The following is a 17,956-nucleotide window of genomic DNA, read 5'->3' on the forward strand; positions in this document are numbered from 1 at the left end:
CGCATGTGTAGTCACCACGCGTCTTGAGAACAATCCCGATGCGCATGATTGTGCTGCTCTCGCTATGGCTGACCATCCTCGAGGGCTGTGCGGCCGTATCCGGCCCCATGCGCCTGGGGCTCGATGCCAGCGATGAACATGGTTCTGAAATCGTAGCGCTCGGTCCCAAGTTCTTCCGCACGCCACGTATCCGCAACACCCCTTCTCTACCGGTCAAGCCTCCTCCCGCTGAGCAGCCCAAGCCGCAAGCCTCTCAGCCCAAGGCAACCCAGCAGCCCAAGCCCGCTGGCCCATCACCACTCACGAAGATCCTGGACCCGAAGGTCGCGCGCGAGAACTTCGACAAGGGTCAGGCGGAGGCCCGAACTGCCTTCCCCCATTTATTCGGGAAGCCGAAGCAGAAACACCACCTGCATCCCAAGTATCTCGGTGGTGTTGACGATGGGCCGACGGTTGATGTGGACCCCGCCTATCATCAACTCATTACCAATGCCTTCCGGCGCGAGCATCCCTATGGGCAGGAAATCCCCAGCCCCGCTCAACAGCAAGAGATCATGCGAAAGGTCTACGCAAAATATCCGCTCCCCGGGGTGCATTTCTAGACGCCATGCGTGAAACCATCGAAATCCGGATCTCCTCGGACAAAGCCCAGCACTTCCTTCCGCCAGGTGTTGGCGAGGATTGGGACATCACCCGCCGGCTCGAACTGGACGTGGATGACCCACTGGTCGAGGCCATTCGCAAGCACGAGCAGGAAGAGCACCGCCAGGGAACGACGATGGTTACCTTCTGGCAGGTGCGCCGCCGCTATTCACAGCGCGAGCTACAATCCGCCGAGCTGCTCTGGATGAGGGTCCGGCCCTTCTTCGAGCCCACGGGCGAGGAGTGCGGCACCCGCTATGACGAGTCCCAGGCATGCGCCACCTGTGGATCCGGCGCACGGCAGGTCTCCGAGCTGCGGCTCGACCTCAAACGCATCCCCAAGGGGCGGGACATCGCGCAGACGCTCGGGGGTGAACTCGTGGTTTCCTCGCGACTGGCCGAAGCACTGCGTGCGCACGGCATCACGGGGATGGAATTGCGGCCCGTACTGGGAAAGCAGGGCGAGCGGAGCAAGGCATGGCGGCAGCTCGTCATTCCCTCGTGTTCATTGGAAGTGGCCGCACCCACCCGGGTCGGCAACAGCTTCTTCGCGCCAGAGCCCGATACGGCTCGCTGCCCCAAGGGACACGTCCTGGGACTCCGTGTGCTCTCCGAGGTCTACGTTTCTCGGTCGAGTCTCGACGGAAATGATTGGGCGTGCACCCGTCAGCGAGTCGGTCTGCGGCAGGGCCTGTTCCGTACCCAACCGCTGATACTCATTTCTCAGCGTCTATACCGTTTGCTCTCGGAGATGAAGGTCCGACGCTTCGATGTAGAAGTGGCCTGGCTCTCCCCCATAGCTCTGGCAGTACGCCGTTCTGCCGAGAGAAAGTAGATTTCATGACACTACATCAGTAAGTGCCTGGGCAGTTGTTGTGCGCTATGCTCTACAGAGTTCCTTCTACACGAGGTCATCCTTGGACTGGCAAAAGTTGCTCTCGACAAAGCGCCTCAGGAATGACGGCACACTCCTGGAGAAGACCGAGGAGCCCGAGCGCAGCGCATTCGAGCGAGACTGGGATCGGATCCTCTTCTCTACGGCATTCCGCCGTATGCACGACAAGACGCAGGTGTTCCCATTGCCCGAGGACGATGTCGTCCACTCGCGACTGACCCACAGCTTGGAAGCGGCCTCGGTGGGGCGGTCGCTTGGAATCGCGGTCGGGAAGCGGATCCGAGAGAGAGACCAGTTGCCTGAGCGGTTCCCGCAGGATGTGGGTGCAGTTGTTGCTGCCGCATGCTTGGCTCACGACATCGGGAACCCTCCCTTCGGACACAGCGGTGAGTCCGCGATTGCTTCCTTCTTCGAGCACGGTGATGGACAGCAATTCCTAACCAATCTCACCGGCCGCGAGCGCATGGACCTCTTGAAGTTCGAGGGCAACGCGCAAGGGTTCAGACTGTTGTCCCGCCTCCAGCTTGAAGGAGACGGGGGCATGCAACTGACTGCAGCGACGCTTGCTACATTCACCAAGTACCCAAGAGAGTCACACAAAGCGCTGGAGCTCTCCAACGAGAACAAGAACTCACTGCGAGCGGACTTGAAGAAGCACGGTTTCAACCAATCGGAGGCACCCTTGTTTCGGCTGGTGGCTGACGAGGTTGGCTTGGTACCGCAACAGCCCAGCTTCGATGGCTTGGCCTGGACACGACACCCTCTTGCGTTTCTGGTCGAGGCTGCAGACGATATTTGTTACTCCATCCTTGACATCGAGGACGGGGTGCGGCTCGGCTACGTCGCGGCAGAAGCCGCCGAATCAGTCCTCCTCCCAGTAGTCCGGAAAGTCTCGGGGTTCAAAGAGGACGAATACAAGCGAACCGAGGACAAGCGCAGCGCCATTGGATATCTGCGCGCCATGGCAGTTGGTCAGTTCCTAAGGGAATGCGTCGAGGCATTCATGGCCAATGAGCCCCAAATACTCGAGGGGAAGTTCGAGCGCTCTCTGTCAAAGGTTATTCCCTCCGCAAGTGACTTGCAGCAACTGCAGCAACTCGCTCAAGCAAAGTGCTACAAGGCCACGAGCGTACTGGAGATTGAACTCGCTGGATACGAAGCGCTGGGTGGGCTTCTTTCGTCCTTCGTCGTTGCTGCGATGAAGGAAAAGCCCTCGCAGCGAGATGAAAAGCTGGTTGCGCTAATGGAGCAAAGGGCCGGCAAGAAAAGCTTCTCGTCCACGTATCACCGACTCCTTCGGGTGACAGACTACGTCAGTGGGATGACTGACCGCTATGCTCTCTCTCTATTCCGGCGGATTAGTGGAATCTCCGTTCCAGGGCGCGCACTCTAATCCCCTTCAGGTAGATCCGCGAAGGACGCTCCTGGGAAACTGCACTGACAACTTGCTCGCGGCAATTTCCCTTTTCCCAAGGGACGAGGGGGGCATCAATCCCCATCAGGTACGCCTGTAAAGGTGTGTCCCCAAGAGCATGCGCCGCCCCCCTCTTTGACACAATCCCCATCGCAAGCAGCTCCACCCTGGGAGTCCAAGCATGAAGACCTGTCTGCTCCTCATGGGAGCCGTCCTTCTTGCGAGCGGATGCAGTCATGAAAGCAGCGCGGTCCGCCAGGTGCCGGGTACACCTCAGGCAACGGACACGGCTGATGAGAGCTGCAACACGGTCTCCGCTCGGATCTGGGCTCTCATCAACAACGGCCAGTTCGCAGAGGCGCAAGTCCTGATTGCCGAGGCAAAAGCATCGGGACTCATCGCTGCCCCAATGGCCGCGCGAATGTTGGACAGGATCTCCTTGCTGAATATGCGGGTGGGACAGCTTCCCGCCACGCTTCAGCGTGCGCGCAATTTTCCCTCACAACTCAAGGACTACACGCTCTTCGAAGTCAAACAAATGCTGGAGCGGGAAGACTTCAGCCTGGCGACCAAGGCGCAGCTCAATAGTGTGGTCAAGATTCTTCAGAATCCAAAACGGCTGATGGAGAAGCTGTAGGGGCAACCTCATGACACATCTCAGCGTGGACGAACTGGTCAAGAGATTCGAGGCAGCCAGAAAAGCCGGTGAGCACGAGCGAGGAAACCGGGAGCAACTGAGACTGCTTCGCGAGCTCGCGGAAGAATGTCCTGCCTTCACCCCCAACCTTCTCTACCTGGCCCGGGTACAACAGGTCATCGACCAACCCGGCAGAAACCCGGAGGAGGTATTCTCTGAAATCCAGCGCCTCCTCGAACTGGCCATCCTGGGTTCGAACCGTGGCGCTCCCGTCATTCTGGAGCTGGGTAATTTCCTGGATACCTTCCAGAACGATCCACTGGGAGCGATGAAGCTCTACGAAGAAGGGGAACAGAAGGCATTGGCCATACTCGAGGATGCGTGGTTCTTCAAACTCAGATATTGGAATCTCGAGCGGACGAAAGAATCCCTGGAAAAAGCCCTTCGACTCTGTGCCCTGGTGGAGCAAGTCTTCCCCGAGCCCAACACCTATCTCGAGGATGAAATACAGACCACGAAGCGCCTCGCCGCACTGGAGGGATTGCTCCCTGACCCGAACAGTTCGCCCGGATGAGGTCAGTTGGTCTGGGCCGTCTCGCCAGGGCTGGACTCCTCCACCCCATCCTCGTCGTCTCCCCGCGCGTCGAAGCCCTGCGGCACTCCGTCCACATAGGTGACGACGTTGCCCACCGTCGCCGGCACTCGCGGGCCCGGCGTCACCACTCCCGTGAGGTTGAGTGGATCCACCGCCGAGAGCTGCACCCTCACTCCCGAGGGCGCCTGCCGCCGCACTGCTCGCGCGACGTCCACCGCCTCTGGCAAAGCGAACTGCTCTCCCACGAAGCCCGCCACGAAGCGGCCTCCGCGGATTTCTCCTCGCGCCTCCATCCGCCGGTACACGTACAGCAGCTCGCGCCACGTGGGCGCCAATGACTCGCGCATCACCAGGTCCCTCCAGACGATGCCGTAACGCTGGAGGAACAGCCGGGCCAGTGACTCCCGGACTTCCTCCTCCGCCTTCGGCTCCGAGGGCACCAGCAGGCTCCAGCGGCCCGGGCCTCCTCGCTGCAACAGCTTCTGGCGCTTGCGCTGCGCCGGGCTCTGCAGCACTCGCAGGTTCTGCACCGCGTCCGCTGTGACGAGGCCTCGCGCCACGAGTTCCCACAGCGCGTCCTCCACCTCCGCGGGCAGCCGGCGCGAGCGCGAGCACAGGTCGTTGAAGAAGCACGCGCCTCGCTGCTCCAGCACCGCCACCACGTCCCTCGCCGGCCCCGACAGGTCCGGTGGCACCCAGACGCCCCCGTCCGACAGCACCGCGTTCGGCCTCGCCGCCGAGAGCATCCAGTCCAGGTCCTCTCGCCGCACGAAGGTCAGGCTCGCGTTGCGGTTCGGTGTCGCCGCTCGCGAGCGGGTGGGCTCGGGCTCGGGGGGCGTGGCCGGGGCTCCCCGGCGCGGGCCGGGCGCGGGCTTCGCGTCCTTCTGGGTGAGGCGTCCCCAGGCCACCTCGCCCGAGTAGCAGGCCCGCTCCAGCAGGTCTCCCAGGTAGCCCTTCATCCGCGCGGGCAACAGGTAGCGCTCCCACGCCGAGGCCGGCGCTTCGTAACCCTGCAGCAGGGTGATCGCCTTCGAGAGGCCCGTCGAGCCTCGCAGCGCGTCCAGTTCCTCCAGGTGGTGCCACCGGAAGAGGAAGCGCATGAAGTCCTGGGCACTGAGTGGCTCGATCTCCTTGCGCAGGCGTCCCACCGTCAGCCGGTGGATTCGCTGGAGGAGACGGCGATCGCACCACTCCACCACGGCCGGGGTGGAACCCGGGATCTCCGACACCCTCACCCCGTCCCTCTCCCGGAGGGAGAGGGGATCTGTCCTTGGTTGAGGATGTGATTGGGGCTGTGATTGAGGCTTTGATTGGGGCTGTGACTGTTGTTCCTGGTGAGGGATGAAGGGGCGGAACCGGCCTCGCAGGATTCCTCCCGTCGCCTCCAACTGGTGCAACGACAGGAAGACCTCGGACTCGTCCAGCGCCGTCTGCTCCGCCAGCTCTCCCGCCGTCGTCGGCCCCAACAGCTCCATCCACCCTCGCACCACCTGCTGCACCGCCGCGTCCCGCTCCACCGGCTTGTCCCCCGGCAACGGCTGCAGCTCCGGCTGCAATGGCACCTCGGGGAAGAGCGCCCGGATCGCCCCCTGTCGCTCCGCCGGCACCAGGAACCGCCTCCCTCCCACTTCCAGCCATGCCACCCGCCGCTGCGCCAGCAGGCTCGAGACGAAGCGCCCTGGCACCTCCGCCTCTGGCAACAGCACCAGTTGCAGCAGCGCGTCGTGCAGCTCGTCCTCGTCCCGCATCGGCGGCGCCGCGTCCCGCACCACCTGGTCGATGGCGTCCGCGTCCAGCGCTCCGAACGACGCCGCGTCCTCCGCCGGCAAGGTCCGCCGCAGCACCACGTTGCGCACCCGCCGCTCCTCCGCCGGTGCGTCGTCCAGGAACGTGTACGGCTGGCTGTTCACCATCTGGTGCGCGAACAGGCTCGGCTCCGGCACGTCCTTCGCCACCAGCTTGATGCGCCCGTCCTTCATCCGCCTCAGCACCTCGCGCAGGCCGTCGATGTCCATCGCCTCGCGCAGGCAGTCCTCCATCGTCTGCTTCACCAGCGGATGGTCCGGCAGCTCGACGTCCGCCCCTCCATGGTTGTCCTGACACCCCACCTGTGCCGGGAACACCGCCGCCAGCAGGTCCTCGCTCCTCGCCCGCTGGAGGTTCGGCGCCACCCGCTTCCCCCCCGAGAACCGCGACAGCGACAGCGCCCGCGTCGCGTTCCACCGGAACCGCGTCCCGAACAGCGGCACCTGCAGCACCGCCTGCACCAGCACCTCCTCCACGTTCTCCGGATTCAGGAACTGGAAGATGTCCTCCAATGGGAACGAGTGCTGCTCGCCCAGCGACAACAGCAGCCCGTCCTCCGTCGCCGCCGCCTGCAGCTCGAAGTCGAACGTGCGGCAGAAGCGCTTGCGCAACGCCAGGCCCCACGCCCGGTTCACCCGGCTCCCGAACGGCGCGTGGAGGATGAGCTGCATCCCTCCCGCCTCGTCGAAGAAGCGCTCGGCGACGATCGTGGTGTGGCTCGGCACCGTGCCCAGTACCTGCTGCCCCGCCCTCAGGTACGCCAGCAGCGCGTCCACCGCTGGCGGCGGCACCCTCAGCTCCTTCTCCAGGAACAGCGCCGCGTCCTTCCGCGCCGTCAGCTCCTCGCGCAGCCGCCCCACGTGGAAGCTCAGCTCGTCCGTGCGGCCCGGCGCCTCGCCTCGCCAGAACGGCACCGTCGGCGGCTGCCCGTGCGCGTTCTCCACCATCACCGACGCCCCCATCACCCGTTGAATCCTCCACGCCGTCGTCCCCAGCAGGAAGATGTCCCCCGGCGTCGACTCCACCGCGAAGTCCTCGTCCAGCGTCCCCACCACCTTCCCCTCCGGCTCCGCCACCACGTTGAAGGTGAACGTGTCCGGAATCGCTCCTCCATTCGTGAGCGCCGTGATTCGCACGCCCCGCCGCGCCTTCAGCCGCTGGTTCACCCGGTCCCGGTGCAGGTGCACCCCCGCCCGCCCCCGCCTCAGCGACACGCCCTCCGAGAGCGTCTCCAGCACCTTCTCGTACTCCTCGTACGTCAGGCTCCGGTACGGGTACGCCCGGCGGAACAGGCTGTACAGCGCCCGCTCGTCCCACTCCTCGCACGCGCACGCCGCCACCACCTGCTGCGCCAGCACGTCCAGCGGCTTCTCCGGAATCCGCACCGCGTCCAGGTCCCCCTCGCGCACCGCGTTCAGCAAGCCGACGCACTCCATCAGCTCGTCGCGCGTCATCGCGATGAGGATGCCCTTCGAGATGCCTCCCTTGTAGTGGCCCGCTCGGCCCACCCGCTGCAACAGCACCGAGATGGAGCGCGTCGTCCCCAGCTGCACCACCAGGTCCACGTTGCCCACGTCGATGCCCAGCTCGAGCGACGCCGTGGCCACCATCACCGAGAGCTGCCCCTCCTTCAGCCGCTCCTCCGCCGACAGCCGCATCTCCCTCGACATGCTGCCGTGGTGCGCCGCGACCTTGTCCACACCCAGCCGCTCGCCCAGGTCGTGCGCCACCCGCTCCGCCATCTTCCGCGTGTTCACGAAGACGAGCGTCGTGCGGTGCTCCCCCGCCAGCTGCACCAGCCGGTCATACACCTGGCCCCACATCTCGTTCGTGGCCAGCGAGCCCAGCTCCGCGTCAGGAATCTCCACCCTCAAATCCCACGGCCGCTGGTGCCCCACCTGCACCAGCCGGCACTCCGCCGCCCGCTCCCCCGTCAGGAAGCCGGCGATGGCCTCCAGCGGCTTCTGCGTCGCCGACAGGCCGATGAGCTGCGGCCTCACCTCCGTGAGCGCCTTCAACCGCTCCAGCGACAGCGCGAAGTGGCTGCCCCGCTTGTCCCTCGCCAGTGCGTGGATCTCATCCACGATGACCGTGCGCACCGAGCGCAGCGTGGCCCTCGCCCGGTCCGCCGTCAGGTACAGGTAGATGGACTCTGGGGTGGTGATGAGGATGTGGGGCGGCCGGCGCACCATCTGCGCACGCTCGGACGCCGAGGTGTCCCCCGTGCGCACCTGCACCCGCAGCTCCTGCGGCGAGAAGCCCGCCGCCCGCGCCCGCTGCATCAGCTCCTCCAACGGCTGCAGCAGGTTCTTCTGCACGTCGTTGCCCAGGGCCTTCAGCGGCGACACGTAGAGCACCTGCGTCCGGTCCTCCAGGCTCCCTTCCAGGGCGAGGCGGAACAGCCGGTCCAGGGCCGCCAGGAAGGCCGTGAGCGTCTTGCCGCTGCCCGTGGGGGCGGCGATCAGCACGTCCTGCTGGGCCTGGATGAGGGGCCAGCCCTCCACCTGAGGGCGCGAGGGCTCGCCGAGCCGCTCGGTGAACCACCGCTGGACCACCGGGTGGAACGGCTCGAGGGCCGGGTGCACGGGCTTCTGGGACGACGTGGCGAAATCGAGGGCAATCTGGGGGGCCATGGCGCGCTCTCCCTCAGACTGAACACCGGTTTAGGAGGGCCGTCAATGCGCACGCCCGCCCCAGGGGTGGGCGGCCGTCGGGAAGTGGGAGCGATGGAGAGCCCGGGCTGCGGGCTCCTCGAAGGGGGTTAGAGAGGCAGGTTTTCAGGCTCGGGTGTGAAGAGCGCGTGAAAGAGCGTGGTCTCGGGCGGCTCCTTGAAATGCACAATCAACGGGACCCGGATTTCGGCGCTCTCGCGGGGAAGGGCCTCGGCCCTGTACCTCGCCTCGATCTTCCTCGCAATCACCTCCGCAGGGGCCTGCATCTCGGGCGGAAGTGGATCGAAAAAGACCCTGGCGGAACCGCGCACGTCTCGACCCTTGTAGTCGTACTGCACGCCATAAACGGTATAGACAGGCGCCAGAACGCTCAGGCAGCCGACCACCGTCCAGAGGCGCGATCGCGGCTCGTCATCGTATGGGTCCGAGGACACGGGTTCCTGGTTCGTATACACCATGCATTTGAAGCAGGGATCACAGGTGGCTGTGGGATGCCCGATGTTGAGGTGCGGCAGTTCCACTCGGAGCTCGTCCATGAGCGCGCGCCACTGATCGAGATTCTTGAGTGCCTGTTTCCACACGGCATGGAACCTCTTCAGCTCAGGGCTCCTTTCCAGCTTATCGTCAAATTCATGGTCTGAACGCCAGTACTGCCGGACAACAGCCAGCAATTCTTCCGCCGAAATGGGCATGGGCCTAGAAGTCAACTCGAATGGGACTTGTTTCCTCTTCGCACAAAACCGTCACCTTCGCGCCCCGCACGGCGCGATTCAGGACCTCGTGAAACATTTTCCTGAATTGCGTGCAGACAAGCCCAGGAAGCGGAGAGGCAGGGGCGGCAAGCACCTCTCGCAACGCCTGGTTGGCGCAATCGGCGGCAAGCCGCTGAGCAAGCGGCTCGGAGATCAATCCGACGTCTCTGTGCTCGATTGGCATTTCAACACCGAAGTTACAGAAATAGGGCTCCAGGGTCGATTGATTGATGACGGTCGCATGGATACACGCGGCCCGCCAGCCACCTGGCCCCGCTCCAGTTTTCTCGACAATGGTGGTGAATTGGAAGTGGCTCGGCTGGTAATGATTGATGCTGCAGCCCGAGAGGGCAGGCAGAACCACCACGAGCCAGCGCGGGAATGCGGACAGCCACGTGAGTCGCGTTGAAATGCCCACGGCACCACCTCGGCTCGAGGAGGAACAGCCAGTACCCGACGCAGACTACATCGGGGCCCACGCGGCACCCTGCACAAAGACTGTACGCGGGTTCAGCACCGCACAGCCGGCGCGGGGACTGTTCGCTCCGCATCCATTCAGCAGGAGGCCAGGGGAGGCCCCCCGCCCACCCGCGGGGAGAGTCCGTGCTTGGCGCTTCGTCAGCGAGACGGCCGCCTTCGAGGAGCGGATGCTCTCCTTCATGGAGTGCATGCCGGACCCGTTCCTCGCGTTGGACAGGCAGTGCCGCTTTGGCTGACCCACGCGCGGGCCCGGCGCTCGCGTGCTCAGCCATCACGGACGGAGCGCATGCGTCGCGCGCGCGGTGTCTCCCCCGTCTCGCGGCGGAAAACGCGCCGGAACGCGGCCGGGTCGGCGTAACCGACACGAGCCGCCACCTCGTCGACCGGGTGCCGCGTCGTCTCGAGCAGGTGGACCGCCTGGGCGACCCGCAGTCGTTGTGCGAACCGTTGGGGCGTCATCCCCAGCCCCTTCGCCACCCTTCGCGCGAGCGTGCGGGGGGACGTGGCCGTGGCGCGAGCCATCTCGTGGAGGGTGCTCTGCCGTTCGATGTTGGCCGTCACGAATGACTCGAGCTGACGAATCACCGGGTCCGAGCTGCCGAGATGCTCCAGCACCATGTAGCGCGCCTGCGACGCGCGCTCGTCGAGGACGAGATACCGGGCGACCGTGTGCGCGACCGAGGGGCTCGAGGTGGAGGCCAGGATCGCCAGCATGAGATCGGCGTGCGCGAACGCGGAGCCCGCGGTGAAGACGCCGCCGGACTCGACCACCATGCGATCCGAGCGCAGCGTCACGCGCGGGAAGCGCTGGGTGAACACCGGACCCAGCCACTAGGTGGTCGTCGCCCGCCGGCCATCGAGCACACGCGCGGACGCGAGAACGAACGTCGCCGAGCAGGACGCGGCGACGAGCACCCCCTTCGCGGCCGCGCGCGCCACCAGCTCCACACCACGCACGATGTCCGGGCGCTCGAGCGCGGCGGAGAGCTCGGGCGCCGTCGCCATCCCGAGCCCGGGTAGCACCAGGACATCACCCGCCCCCATTCCTCGTAGAGCCGGAGCGCCATCCACCGCGAGCGTGCGTCCCGCCGCCGTGCGGACAGGCTCCCCATCCATCGACACCACACGCTGGCGCGGCGCCTGGCGGCCCTTGGGGAGCGCCACGAGCCCCGCCCGCACCACCCGCGCCGCGGCTCCCACGATGTCGAGCGCCACGCCCATCGGACCATCCGCGACTCCGTCGAAGACCAGGTGAGTGATCATCATCTGGCAAGCCTAGACCGAAGATTGTCAGTCCTGCCACTTGGGCGCGTGGACCCAAAGCGCCATCCTCTTCTCATGCTCAAACAACCCATGGCGGATGAGCCGCTCGACGATTTCGAGCGCCGCTCCATCACACTGCTCGGCAACACCAAGGGGGTCTACGTCGCCGGCACCGGCCCGGCGGTGATCGTCATGGCGGAGATGCCAGGCATCAGCCCGCACGTCGCCCGCTTCAGCCGCTGGGTCCGGGACTCTGGCTTCACCGTCTACATGCCGTCGCTCTTCGGGCGCGACGGTGCATTCCCGGATGCGGAGGAGGGAGCGGCCGTGCTCCAGCGCGCGTGCGTCAGCGCCGAGTTCCGCGCGTTCGCGGCGAATGAATCGAGTCCCGTCACGCGGTGGCTGCGCGCACTGGCGAGCCTCGCCCACGAGCAGTGCGGCGGCCGGGGCGTGGGGGCCATCGGGATGTGCTTCACCGGCAACTTCGCGCTCAGCATGATGCTCGAGCCCTCGATGCTCGCCCCGGTGCTCTGCCAACCCTCGCTGCCGCTGAACAATCCAGGGGAAATCCAGATCGCCCCCGAGGAGCTCGCTCGCGTGAAGGAGCGTCTGGAGCGCGAGGACCTGACGGTGATGGGCTACCGGTTCGCGGGGGATCGGTTCTGCACGGCGCAACGCTTCGCGGCCTACACCGCCGCGCTCGGGGACCGCTTCGTCGCGAAGGTCCTCCCCGATGAGGCGGCGAATCCCGAGCCCCCGCCCTTCTTCAAACGCGTCGTCGGTGGCCCCCACAGCGTGGTGACGGCGCACCTCATCGACGCGGCGGGAGAGCCGACCCTCGCCGCACGGGATGAGATCCTCTCGTTCTTCGCGCGCCGCCTGGCCGCCTGAAGCTCAGCGCCGCGTCAGCCCCACCGCGGCCGGCCGGGTGGCGGCGTGCGTCCAGGTGAGCCGGAAGGTGGCCGCCGTGCCATCGAAGGCCACCGGGTGCACGGAGATGTCCCCCGCCCCCGCCGCGCGCAGCGTCTCGGCGAGGAAGCCACAGGCGAAGAAGGGGTTGTCCGCGGCCACGTCCTTCATCCACAGCGTGGCCGCGTGCGTGCCCAGCTCCTCCACCCGCACCTCGTTGAAGTTGTTGCCCGCCCGCACGTTGTGCGGCACGCGCTCCAGCGTGTGCCTCGGCCCCAGCCGCGTCACCAGCGACATGCTCGCCCGGCCCTGCGCCGTCTGCCGGAAGCCCTGCAGGTAGCGCTCGCCCAGGCCGCACCACGCCTCCTGGGGCGGGGCCGCCGGGAAGACGTCGCTCACCGCCACCCGTAGGAAGGCCTTCCACAGTTCCAGCGGGTAGGCCGGCCGCAAGGGCTCGTTCAAATCCAGCCCCACGTCCTTCAGCCGGCGCCGCCCCTCCCGCGTCAGGTGCGGTCCCAGCGCGCGCACGAAGAGGGCATCCACGGACTGCGCGAAGACGAGTTTCTCGGTGGTCAGCGTGGGGAGCATGCCCGCAGGGTGACAATTCCCCCCGACTTCCGGCCATGCCCCCTCTCGCGAATCTGTGCGCTGGTGGAAACTCGGTCAGCCCGGAAGGTCCCGGATTGTCCGGTGGCGCGCAGCCGCCCTGTTCACACCTGCATCTTCAGCCGCGTCTCCTGCACCTCGGCCGAGGTGGCCACCTTCTCGCGCTCGGCCTGGCGCAGCAGGCGGAGGATGGGCGGGCCGAGCACGTCCACCTCGGTGGAGGCGAACGTCTCGGTGCCGAAGCGGCGGATGGTCTCCGTCTGGCGCTCGAGGATGCGGGCGTCCTGCCCGAAGATGTGCAGGGCCACCGGGGTGATGAAGGGCTTCACCAGCCAGTGCGGCAGCGGCATGCGGAAGGTGACGACGGCGTACACCAGCGTGTCCCAGTCGTCCGCGGGCGTCATCGCCGAGGTGATGATGACGTGGCTGTCGTCCCCGAGCCGGTACTCCACCTGGGCGATGGACGGCAGCAGGAAGCGGTCGAAGTGCTGCACCACGCCGCCGCCCGGGGCCAGCAGCCGCGCGGCGAGGCCCTCGGGACGGGGCTCGCCGATGTACTCGGCCTCCACCCGGTCCGCGCCCCGGCGCACCACCACCTCGATTTCATTCTTCTTCTTCTCGGTGCGGAACAGCCCTCCGTGGAGGAAGGACGTGTGGGGCACGTCCAGCGTGTTCTCCAGCAGGGAGTGCAGCGAGCCCTTCGCGCGCAGGGTGCGGCGCACGGTGCTGTAGCCGTGGGCGTCCAGCAGGGGGAAGCGGTAGGGCTCGTGCGTGGGCTCGACGCCGGGGGTGGAGTACACCCAGACGAAGCCCTCCTGCTCGCGCGTGGCATGCCAGGCGGCGCAGCGGGACTTCGCGCCGGGCTCGCCCATGAGGCCGGGGATGGCGCGGCACTGGCCCGCCGTGTCGAAGCGCCAGCCGTGGTAGCCACACTGGAGCTGGCCACCCACCACCTTGCCCAGGGACAGGGGCACGTTGCGATGGGGGCAGCGGTCCACCAGCGCCGCGGGCTTGCCGGCCTCGTTGCGGAAGAGCACGAGCGGCGTGCCCTGCAGCGTGCGCGCGAGCGGCTTGCGCCCCAGCTCGCGCGAGGCGCAGAGGATGAACCAGCTCTGGGGGAGCCGGACCACCGAGACGAGTCCTGACGGCGCGGCCGGGCCACGCCCTTCCTCACGAGAAGAAAACATGGCCCCACTCTAATGGGATGCCTGGGGAGTGCACGCTTCCTGGTGGCTCAGTGGTGCCCCCCGGCCGGCGCGAGGCGGACGTACACCATGCCGCCCACGGGGGTGCGGCTGCCGTAGAAGGACGCGAGCCCCTCGGGCACCAGGTTCAGCGCACCGCGCACGCCCACGCCCGGCCGCACCGGACCGAAGGGACCGAGGTTGTAGACGTAGCCCAGCACGAGGTTGCCCACGTCGAAGACGGAGTGCTCCAGCGGCTCGGGGAGCACCAGGTCGTGCCCCGCCTTCTGGACGTACTCCGCCCGCCCGAAGACGACGTGGTGCCCGTCCAGGGCCAGGCTGCTCTCCAGCAGGAAGGAGCTGGTGGGCGCCTCCTCTTCCTCGAGGTTGCGGCCGAAGACGGCCGTGGTCGCCCAGAAGCCATTGCTCCCGAAGGGCGCGTGGTACGTGGCCGACGCGGTGAGCCGGTGCACCGACACGTCCGGCTCGAGCAGCTCGGGACTCTTCAGGTAGCCGTAGGACACCTGCGCGCTCACCCGCGCCGTGGGGTTGGCCGACAGCCGCAGGGAGAACGAGTCCGGCGCCCGCAGGTCCAGGCCGTAGCGGTTCTCGTCGGGCTCGCGGCCGTTGAACCAGGAGAGCTCCAGCTTCGCCTTCGGCGTGAGGATGCCCGCGGTCAGCACCCCGAAGGAGATGTGCGTGGAGTCCTGCCAGTGGTGCCCCAACACGGCCAGCGGGTCGTACCAGCCCGACACCCGGTGCGGAAAGGCCACCGGGCCCAGCGCCGGCTCGCCCGCGGGCGCCGCGTAGAGCATCAGCCCCCACGTGTCCGAGAAGTAGTGCGAGTACGAGAGCGCCAGCTCCATGAAGAGGTCATGCGGGTGCTGGCGGTCCCGCAGCGGCTCGCCCTCGAAGCTCTCTCCCGTCTGGAGCAGCAGGGGGTAGCCACCGTTCGCGCCCGCGGTGAAGGGCTCGGGGCTCAACATGACGCTCGCGACGAGCTGCCCCGAGGGCAGCTCCCGGTTCGCCATGAGCATCAGCCAGCCGATTCCCGCGAACGCGTCGTCTCCCCGGGGCCCGCCCTGCACGTCGTAGCCGCCGAAGAGCAGGCCCTGGAACATGAGGCCCCAGCCCGCCACCTCCCCATGCAACATGGATGGGGGGATGAGGTCCGGCTGCCAGGACGTGCCCGAGCCCCGCCGCATCAGGGGGATGTCCCGGAGCGACTGGACCTCGCGCGCCTCGTGTCCCATGTGCCCCATGTGGCCCATGTGTCCGGTGTCGTGCCCACCCTGGGCCGGAGGCTCCGCGTGAGTGTCGTGCCCGTGCTCCGCCTCCTGTGCTCCGACGGGGAAGGCCAGGAACAGACCCAGGGAGAGCAACAGCGTGCGCATATTCCACCTCGCCCCTGGGAGGCTGGTGCTCGTCCCGTCGAAGTGGGAGCGACACGCTCCACCGTCAGCCCGTGGAGGGAGCGGGCGGACAGACGCCTCCCGCCGTCCTCGCAGGCTCCCTCTTGGCGATGTTCAGTGTTCGGTGCTGTCAGCGAAGTGACACGTCAAAGCTTCAGCTTTCGCAGACGCAGCGCGTTGCCGATGACCGACACCGACGAGAGGCTCATCGCCGCCGCCGCGAGCATGGGGCTCAGCAGCCACCCGAAGAAGGGGTACAGCACGCCCGCGGCGATGGGCACGCCCAGGGTGTTGTAGACGAAGGCGAAGAAGAGGTTCTGCCGGATGTTGCGCAGCGTGCCCCGGCTCAGCCCGCGCGCCCGGGCAATGCCTCTCAAGTCACCCTTCACCAGCGTCACCGAGGCGCTCTCCATCGCGATGTCCGTCCCCGTCCCCATCGCGATGCCCACGTCCGCCTGCGCCAGCGCGGGTGCGTCGTTCACGCCGTCTCCCGCCATCGCCACCGTGCGGCCCCCGGCCTGCAGCCGCTTCACCACGTCGCCCTTGCCCTCGGGCAGCACCTCCGCCACCACCTCGTCGATGCCCAGCTGGCGCGCCACCGCCTCGGCCGTGGTGCGGCTGTCGCCCGTGAGCATCACCACCCGCACGCCCTCGCGGTGCAGCGTGGCCAGGGCCTCGGCCGTGGTGGCCTTGACGGGGTCCGCCACGCCGAGCAGCCCCGCCGGCCTGCCCTCCACCGCCACGTACATGACCGTCTGGCCCTCGCGCCGCAGCGCCTCGGCGCGAGGCCTCAGCGCCTCCGCGTCCACGCCCAGCGACTCCAGCAGCGCCACGTTGCCCAGCGCCACCTCCGAGCCGTTCACGCGCCCCGTCACTCCCTTGCCCGTCACCGAGCGGAAGCCCTGCGCCGCCGACAGCACCGCCCCGCGCGCCTCGGCCCCCGCCACCACCGCCGCCGCCAGCGGGTGCTCACTGCCCCGCTCGAGGCTCGCCGCCAGGTGCAGCAGCCGCGCCTCGTCCATGCCCTCGGCCGCCACCACCGACACCAGCTTCGGCTTGCCCTCCGTCAGCGTGCCCGTCTTGTCCACCACCAGGGTGTCCACCTTCTCCAGCAACTCCAGCGCCTCGGCGTCGCGGATGAGCACGCCCACCCCGGCGCCCTTGCCCGTCCCCACCACCACGGACATGGGCGTGGCCAGGCCCAGCGCGCACGGGCAGGCGATGATGAGCACCGCCACCGCGTTCACCAGCGCGTGCGCCAGCCGCGGCTCCGGCCCGAGGAAGGCCCACACGAGGAAGGTGAGCACGGAGGCCGTGATGACGGCCGGGACGAACACCGCGGCCACCTTGTCCGCCAGCCGCTGGATGGGCGCGCGCGAGCGCTGGGCCTCGCTCACCCGCTGGACGATGCGCGACAGCAGCGTGTCCTTCCCCACCCGCTCGGCCTTCATCACCAGGCTGCCCGTGCCGTTGACGGTGCCCCCCGTGACGCGGGCGCCGGGCACCTTCTCCACCGGGATGGACTCGCCCGTCACCATGGACTCGTCCACGGCGCTCTCGCCCTCCAGCACCACGCCGTCCACCGGCACCTTCTCGCCCGGGCGCACGCGCAGCGAGTCCCCCGCCTTCACCTGCTCGAGGGAGACGTCCTCCTCACGGCCGTCCTCGCGGATGCGCCGGGCCACGGCCGGAGCGAGGCTGAGCAGCGCGCGCAGGGCCCCCGAGGTCGCGCGGCGGGCCCGCAGCTCCAGCACCTGTCCGAGCAGTACCAGCGTGATGATGGTCGCCGCCGCCTCGAAATAGACGGGCACCGCGCCGCCATGGCCGGTGAAGGCATGCGGCAGCAGCCCGGGGGCCAGCGTGGCGAAGACGCTGAAGAGGTACGCCGCCCCCGTGCCGATGGCGATGAGGGTGAACATGTTGAGGTGCCGGTTCTTCACCGACGCCCAACCGCGCTCGAAGAAGGGCCAGCCGCCCCAGAGCACCACCGGGCTCGCCAGCGCCAGCTGTATCCACGCCAGCAGCTGAGGCGCCACGGCGTGCTGCACCGGCTGGCCGGGAATCATCTCGGACATACCGAGGAAGAGCAGCGGCAGCGTGAGGACGACGCCCACCCAGAACCGCCGCGTCATGCTCAGCAGCTCGGGGTCCGGCTGCTCCTCGGGCAGCACCGTGCGCGGCTCCAACGCCATGCCACAGATGGGGCACGCCCCGGGCTCGTTCCGCACGATCTCCGGGTGCATGGGGCACACCCACTCGGTGCGCGCCGCCAGCGTCATGGGCTGCTCGGGCTCCAGCGCCATGCCGCACTTGGGGCAGGCGCCCGGGTGGTCCTGGCGGACCTCGGGGTCCATCGGGCAGATCCACATCGTGCCCGGCGGGGCCTCCACCGGCTCGGGCTCACCCTTCGCCTCGAGGTACTTCCGGGGCTCGGCGGCGAAGCGCTCGCGGCACTTCGGGTTGCAGAAGTGGTAGGTCGCGCCCTTGTGGACGTGGCTGCCCCCCTTGGCGGTTGCTGGGTCGACCGTCATTCCGCAGACCGGGTCCAGCACCTTGCCCTCGCCCGGGGCCGGGGGGCCCTCCGGGTGGGCGGCGTGGGAATCGTGCGCGTGGGTGTGCTCGTGGGCCATGAGGAAATTCGTCCTTTCACCCGGGCTGACGGAACTCCCGCCAGGCTCTTACAGTGGGC

15 protein-coding genes are annotated in these 17,956 nt (G+C 67.6%); 6 read left to right on the forward strand and 9 right to left on the reverse strand.

Features of this window, described 5'->3' with window-relative positions; translation table 11 throughout:
* The first annotated feature begins 38 nt into the window (after window positions 1-38).
* From AC16DP_RS08635 to AC16DP_RS08655, 5 genes are all read left to right on the forward strand, one after another.
* Window positions 39-602 carry a hypothetical protein gene (locus tag AC16DP_RS08635; RefSeq protein WP_329734253.1) on the forward strand — a complete coding sequence of 188 codons (564 nt, stop codon included), beginning with the start codon at window positions 39-41 and terminating at the stop codon, window positions 600-602.
* A 5-nt stretch (window positions 603-607) separates the two neighbouring features.
* A complete protein-coding gene (locus tag AC16DP_RS08640) occupies window positions 608-1,477 on the forward strand; it encodes a hypothetical protein (RefSeq protein WP_329734254.1) in 870 nt (289 codons plus the stop codon).
* 82 nt (window positions 1,478-1,559) lie between these two features.
* Window positions 1,560-2,930 (forward strand): deoxyguanosinetriphosphate triphosphohydrolase, encoded by a 1,371-nt coding sequence (locus tag AC16DP_RS08645; protein WP_329734255.1) that lies wholly within the window; start codon window positions 1,560-1,562, stop codon window positions 2,928-2,930.
* Between the two features lie 202 nt (window positions 2,931-3,132).
* Entirely contained in the window at window positions 3,133-3,588 is a 456-nt protein-coding gene (locus AC16DP_RS08650) for a hypothetical protein (RefSeq protein WP_329734256.1), read from the forward strand.
* Window positions 3,589-3,613: 25 nt separating this feature from the next.
* Window positions 3,614-4,162, forward strand: coding sequence for a hypothetical protein (locus AC16DP_RS08655; protein ID WP_329734257.1), 549 nt, complete (start codon window positions 3,614-3,616; stop codon window positions 4,160-4,162).
* A 2-nt stretch (window positions 4,163-4,164) separates the two neighbouring features.
* Here the strand turns inward: AC16DP_RS08655 and AC16DP_RS08660 are convergent, their stop codons facing one another.
* The 5 genes from AC16DP_RS08660 to AC16DP_RS08680 all read right to left on the reverse strand — a co-directional run bounded on the left by AC16DP_RS08660 (window position 4,165) and on the right by AC16DP_RS08680 (window position 11,159).
* Window positions 4,165-8,622: a DEAD/DEAH box helicase gene (locus tag AC16DP_RS08660; RefSeq protein WP_329734258.1), complete on the reverse strand. Its 4,458-nt coding sequence runs from the start codon at window positions 8,620-8,622 to the stop codon at window positions 4,165-4,167.
* A gap of 128 nt (window positions 8,623-8,750) precedes the next feature.
* Window positions 8,751-9,353: a hypothetical protein gene (locus AC16DP_RS08665; protein ID WP_329734259.1), complete on the reverse strand. Its 603-nt coding sequence runs from the start codon at window positions 9,351-9,353 to the stop codon at window positions 8,751-8,753.
* Window positions 9,354-9,357: 4 nt separating this feature from the next.
* Window positions 9,358-9,831: a hypothetical protein gene (locus tag AC16DP_RS08670; RefSeq protein ID WP_329734260.1), complete on the reverse strand. Its 474-nt coding sequence runs from the start codon at window positions 9,829-9,831 to the stop codon at window positions 9,358-9,360.
* Window positions 9,832-10,157: 326 nt separating this feature from the next.
* Window positions 10,158-10,712: a GlxA family transcriptional regulator gene (locus AC16DP_RS08675; protein ID WP_329734261.1), complete on the reverse strand. Its 555-nt coding sequence runs from the start codon at window positions 10,710-10,712 to the stop codon at window positions 10,158-10,160.
* Window positions 10,713-10,724: 12 nt separating this feature from the next.
* A complete protein-coding gene (locus AC16DP_RS08680; RefSeq protein WP_329734262.1) occupies window positions 10,725-11,159 on the reverse strand; it encodes a DJ-1/PfpI family protein in 435 nt (144 codons plus the stop codon).
* Between the two features lie 72 nt (window positions 11,160-11,231).
* On the opposite strand from AC16DP_RS08680, the gene AC16DP_RS08685 reads away from it, so the two are divergent.
* Complete coding sequence (locus AC16DP_RS08685) at window positions 11,232-12,047, forward strand: dienelactone hydrolase family protein (RefSeq protein ID WP_329734263.1); 816 nt, start codon at window positions 11,232-11,234, stop codon at window positions 12,045-12,047.
* 3 nt (window positions 12,048-12,050) lie between these two features.
* Here the strand turns inward: AC16DP_RS08685 and AC16DP_RS08690 are convergent, their stop codons facing one another.
* The 4 genes from AC16DP_RS08690 to AC16DP_RS08705 all read right to left on the reverse strand — a co-directional run bounded on the left by AC16DP_RS08690 (window position 12,051) and on the right by AC16DP_RS08705 (window position 17,897).
* Window positions 12,051-12,653 carry a DUF2378 family protein gene (locus AC16DP_RS08690; protein ID WP_329734264.1) on the reverse strand — a complete coding sequence of 201 codons (603 nt, stop codon included), beginning with the start codon at window positions 12,651-12,653 and terminating at the stop codon, window positions 12,051-12,053.
* 122 nt (window positions 12,654-12,775) lie between these two features.
* Window positions 12,776-13,858: an aromatic ring-hydroxylating dioxygenase subunit alpha gene (locus AC16DP_RS08695; protein ID WP_329734265.1), complete on the reverse strand. Its 1,083-nt coding sequence runs from the start codon at window positions 13,856-13,858 to the stop codon at window positions 12,776-12,778.
* Window positions 13,859-13,905: 47 nt separating this feature from the next.
* A complete protein-coding gene (locus tag AC16DP_RS08700; RefSeq protein WP_329734266.1) occupies window positions 13,906-15,249 on the reverse strand; it encodes a hypothetical protein in 1,344 nt (447 codons plus the stop codon).
* Between the two features lie 164 nt (window positions 15,250-15,413).
* Window positions 15,414-17,897 (reverse strand): heavy metal translocating P-type ATPase, encoded by a 2,484-nt coding sequence (locus AC16DP_RS08705; protein WP_329734267.1) that lies wholly within the window; start codon window positions 17,895-17,897, stop codon window positions 15,414-15,416.
* Between the last annotated feature and the right edge of the window lie 59 nt (window positions 17,898-17,956).

The organism is Archangium sp., assembly GCF_057119385.1.

Bases quoted from the DNA above. Each gene is read 5' to 3' on its own strand.
- AC16DP_RS08635 (WP_329734253.1), top strand. From the start codon at position 39: ATGCGCATGATTGTGCTGCTCTCGCTATGGCTGACCATCCTCGAGGGC.
- AC16DP_RS08640 (WP_329734254.1), top strand. From the start codon at position 608: ATGCGTGAAACCATCGAAATCCGGATCTCCTCGGACAAAGCCCAGCAC.
- AC16DP_RS08650 (WP_329734256.1), top strand. From the start codon at position 3,133: ATGAAGACCTGTCTGCTCCTCATGGGAGCCGTCCTTCTTGCGAGCGGA.
- AC16DP_RS08660 (WP_329734258.1), bottom strand. From the start codon at position 8,622: ATGGCCCCCCAGATTGCCCTCGATTTCGCCACGTCGTCCCAGAAGCCC.
- AC16DP_RS08665 (WP_329734259.1), bottom strand. From the start codon at position 9,353: ATGCCCATTTCGGCGGAAGAATTGCTGGCTGTTGTCCGGCAGTACTGG.
- AC16DP_RS08680 (WP_329734262.1), bottom strand. From the start codon at position 11,159: ATGATGATCACTCACCTGGTCTTCGACGGAGTCGCGGATGGTCCGATG.
- AC16DP_RS08685 (WP_329734263.1), top strand. From the start codon at position 11,232: ATGCTCAAACAACCCATGGCGGATGAGCCGCTCGACGATTTCGAGCGC.
- AC16DP_RS08690 (WP_329734264.1), bottom strand. From the start codon at position 12,653: ATGCTCCCCACGCTGACCACCGAGAAACTCGTCTTCGCGCAGTCCGTG.
- AC16DP_RS08695 (WP_329734265.1), bottom strand. From the start codon at position 13,858: ATGTTTTCTTCTCGTGAGGAAGGGCGTGGCCCGGCCGCGCCGTCAGGA.
- AC16DP_RS08700 (WP_329734266.1), bottom strand. From the start codon at position 15,249: ATGCGCACGCTGTTGCTCTCCCTGGGTCTGTTCCTGGCCTTCCCCGTC.
- AC16DP_RS08705 (WP_329734267.1), bottom strand. From the start codon at position 17,897: ATGGCCCACGAGCACACCCACGCGCACGATTCCCACGCCGCCCACCCG.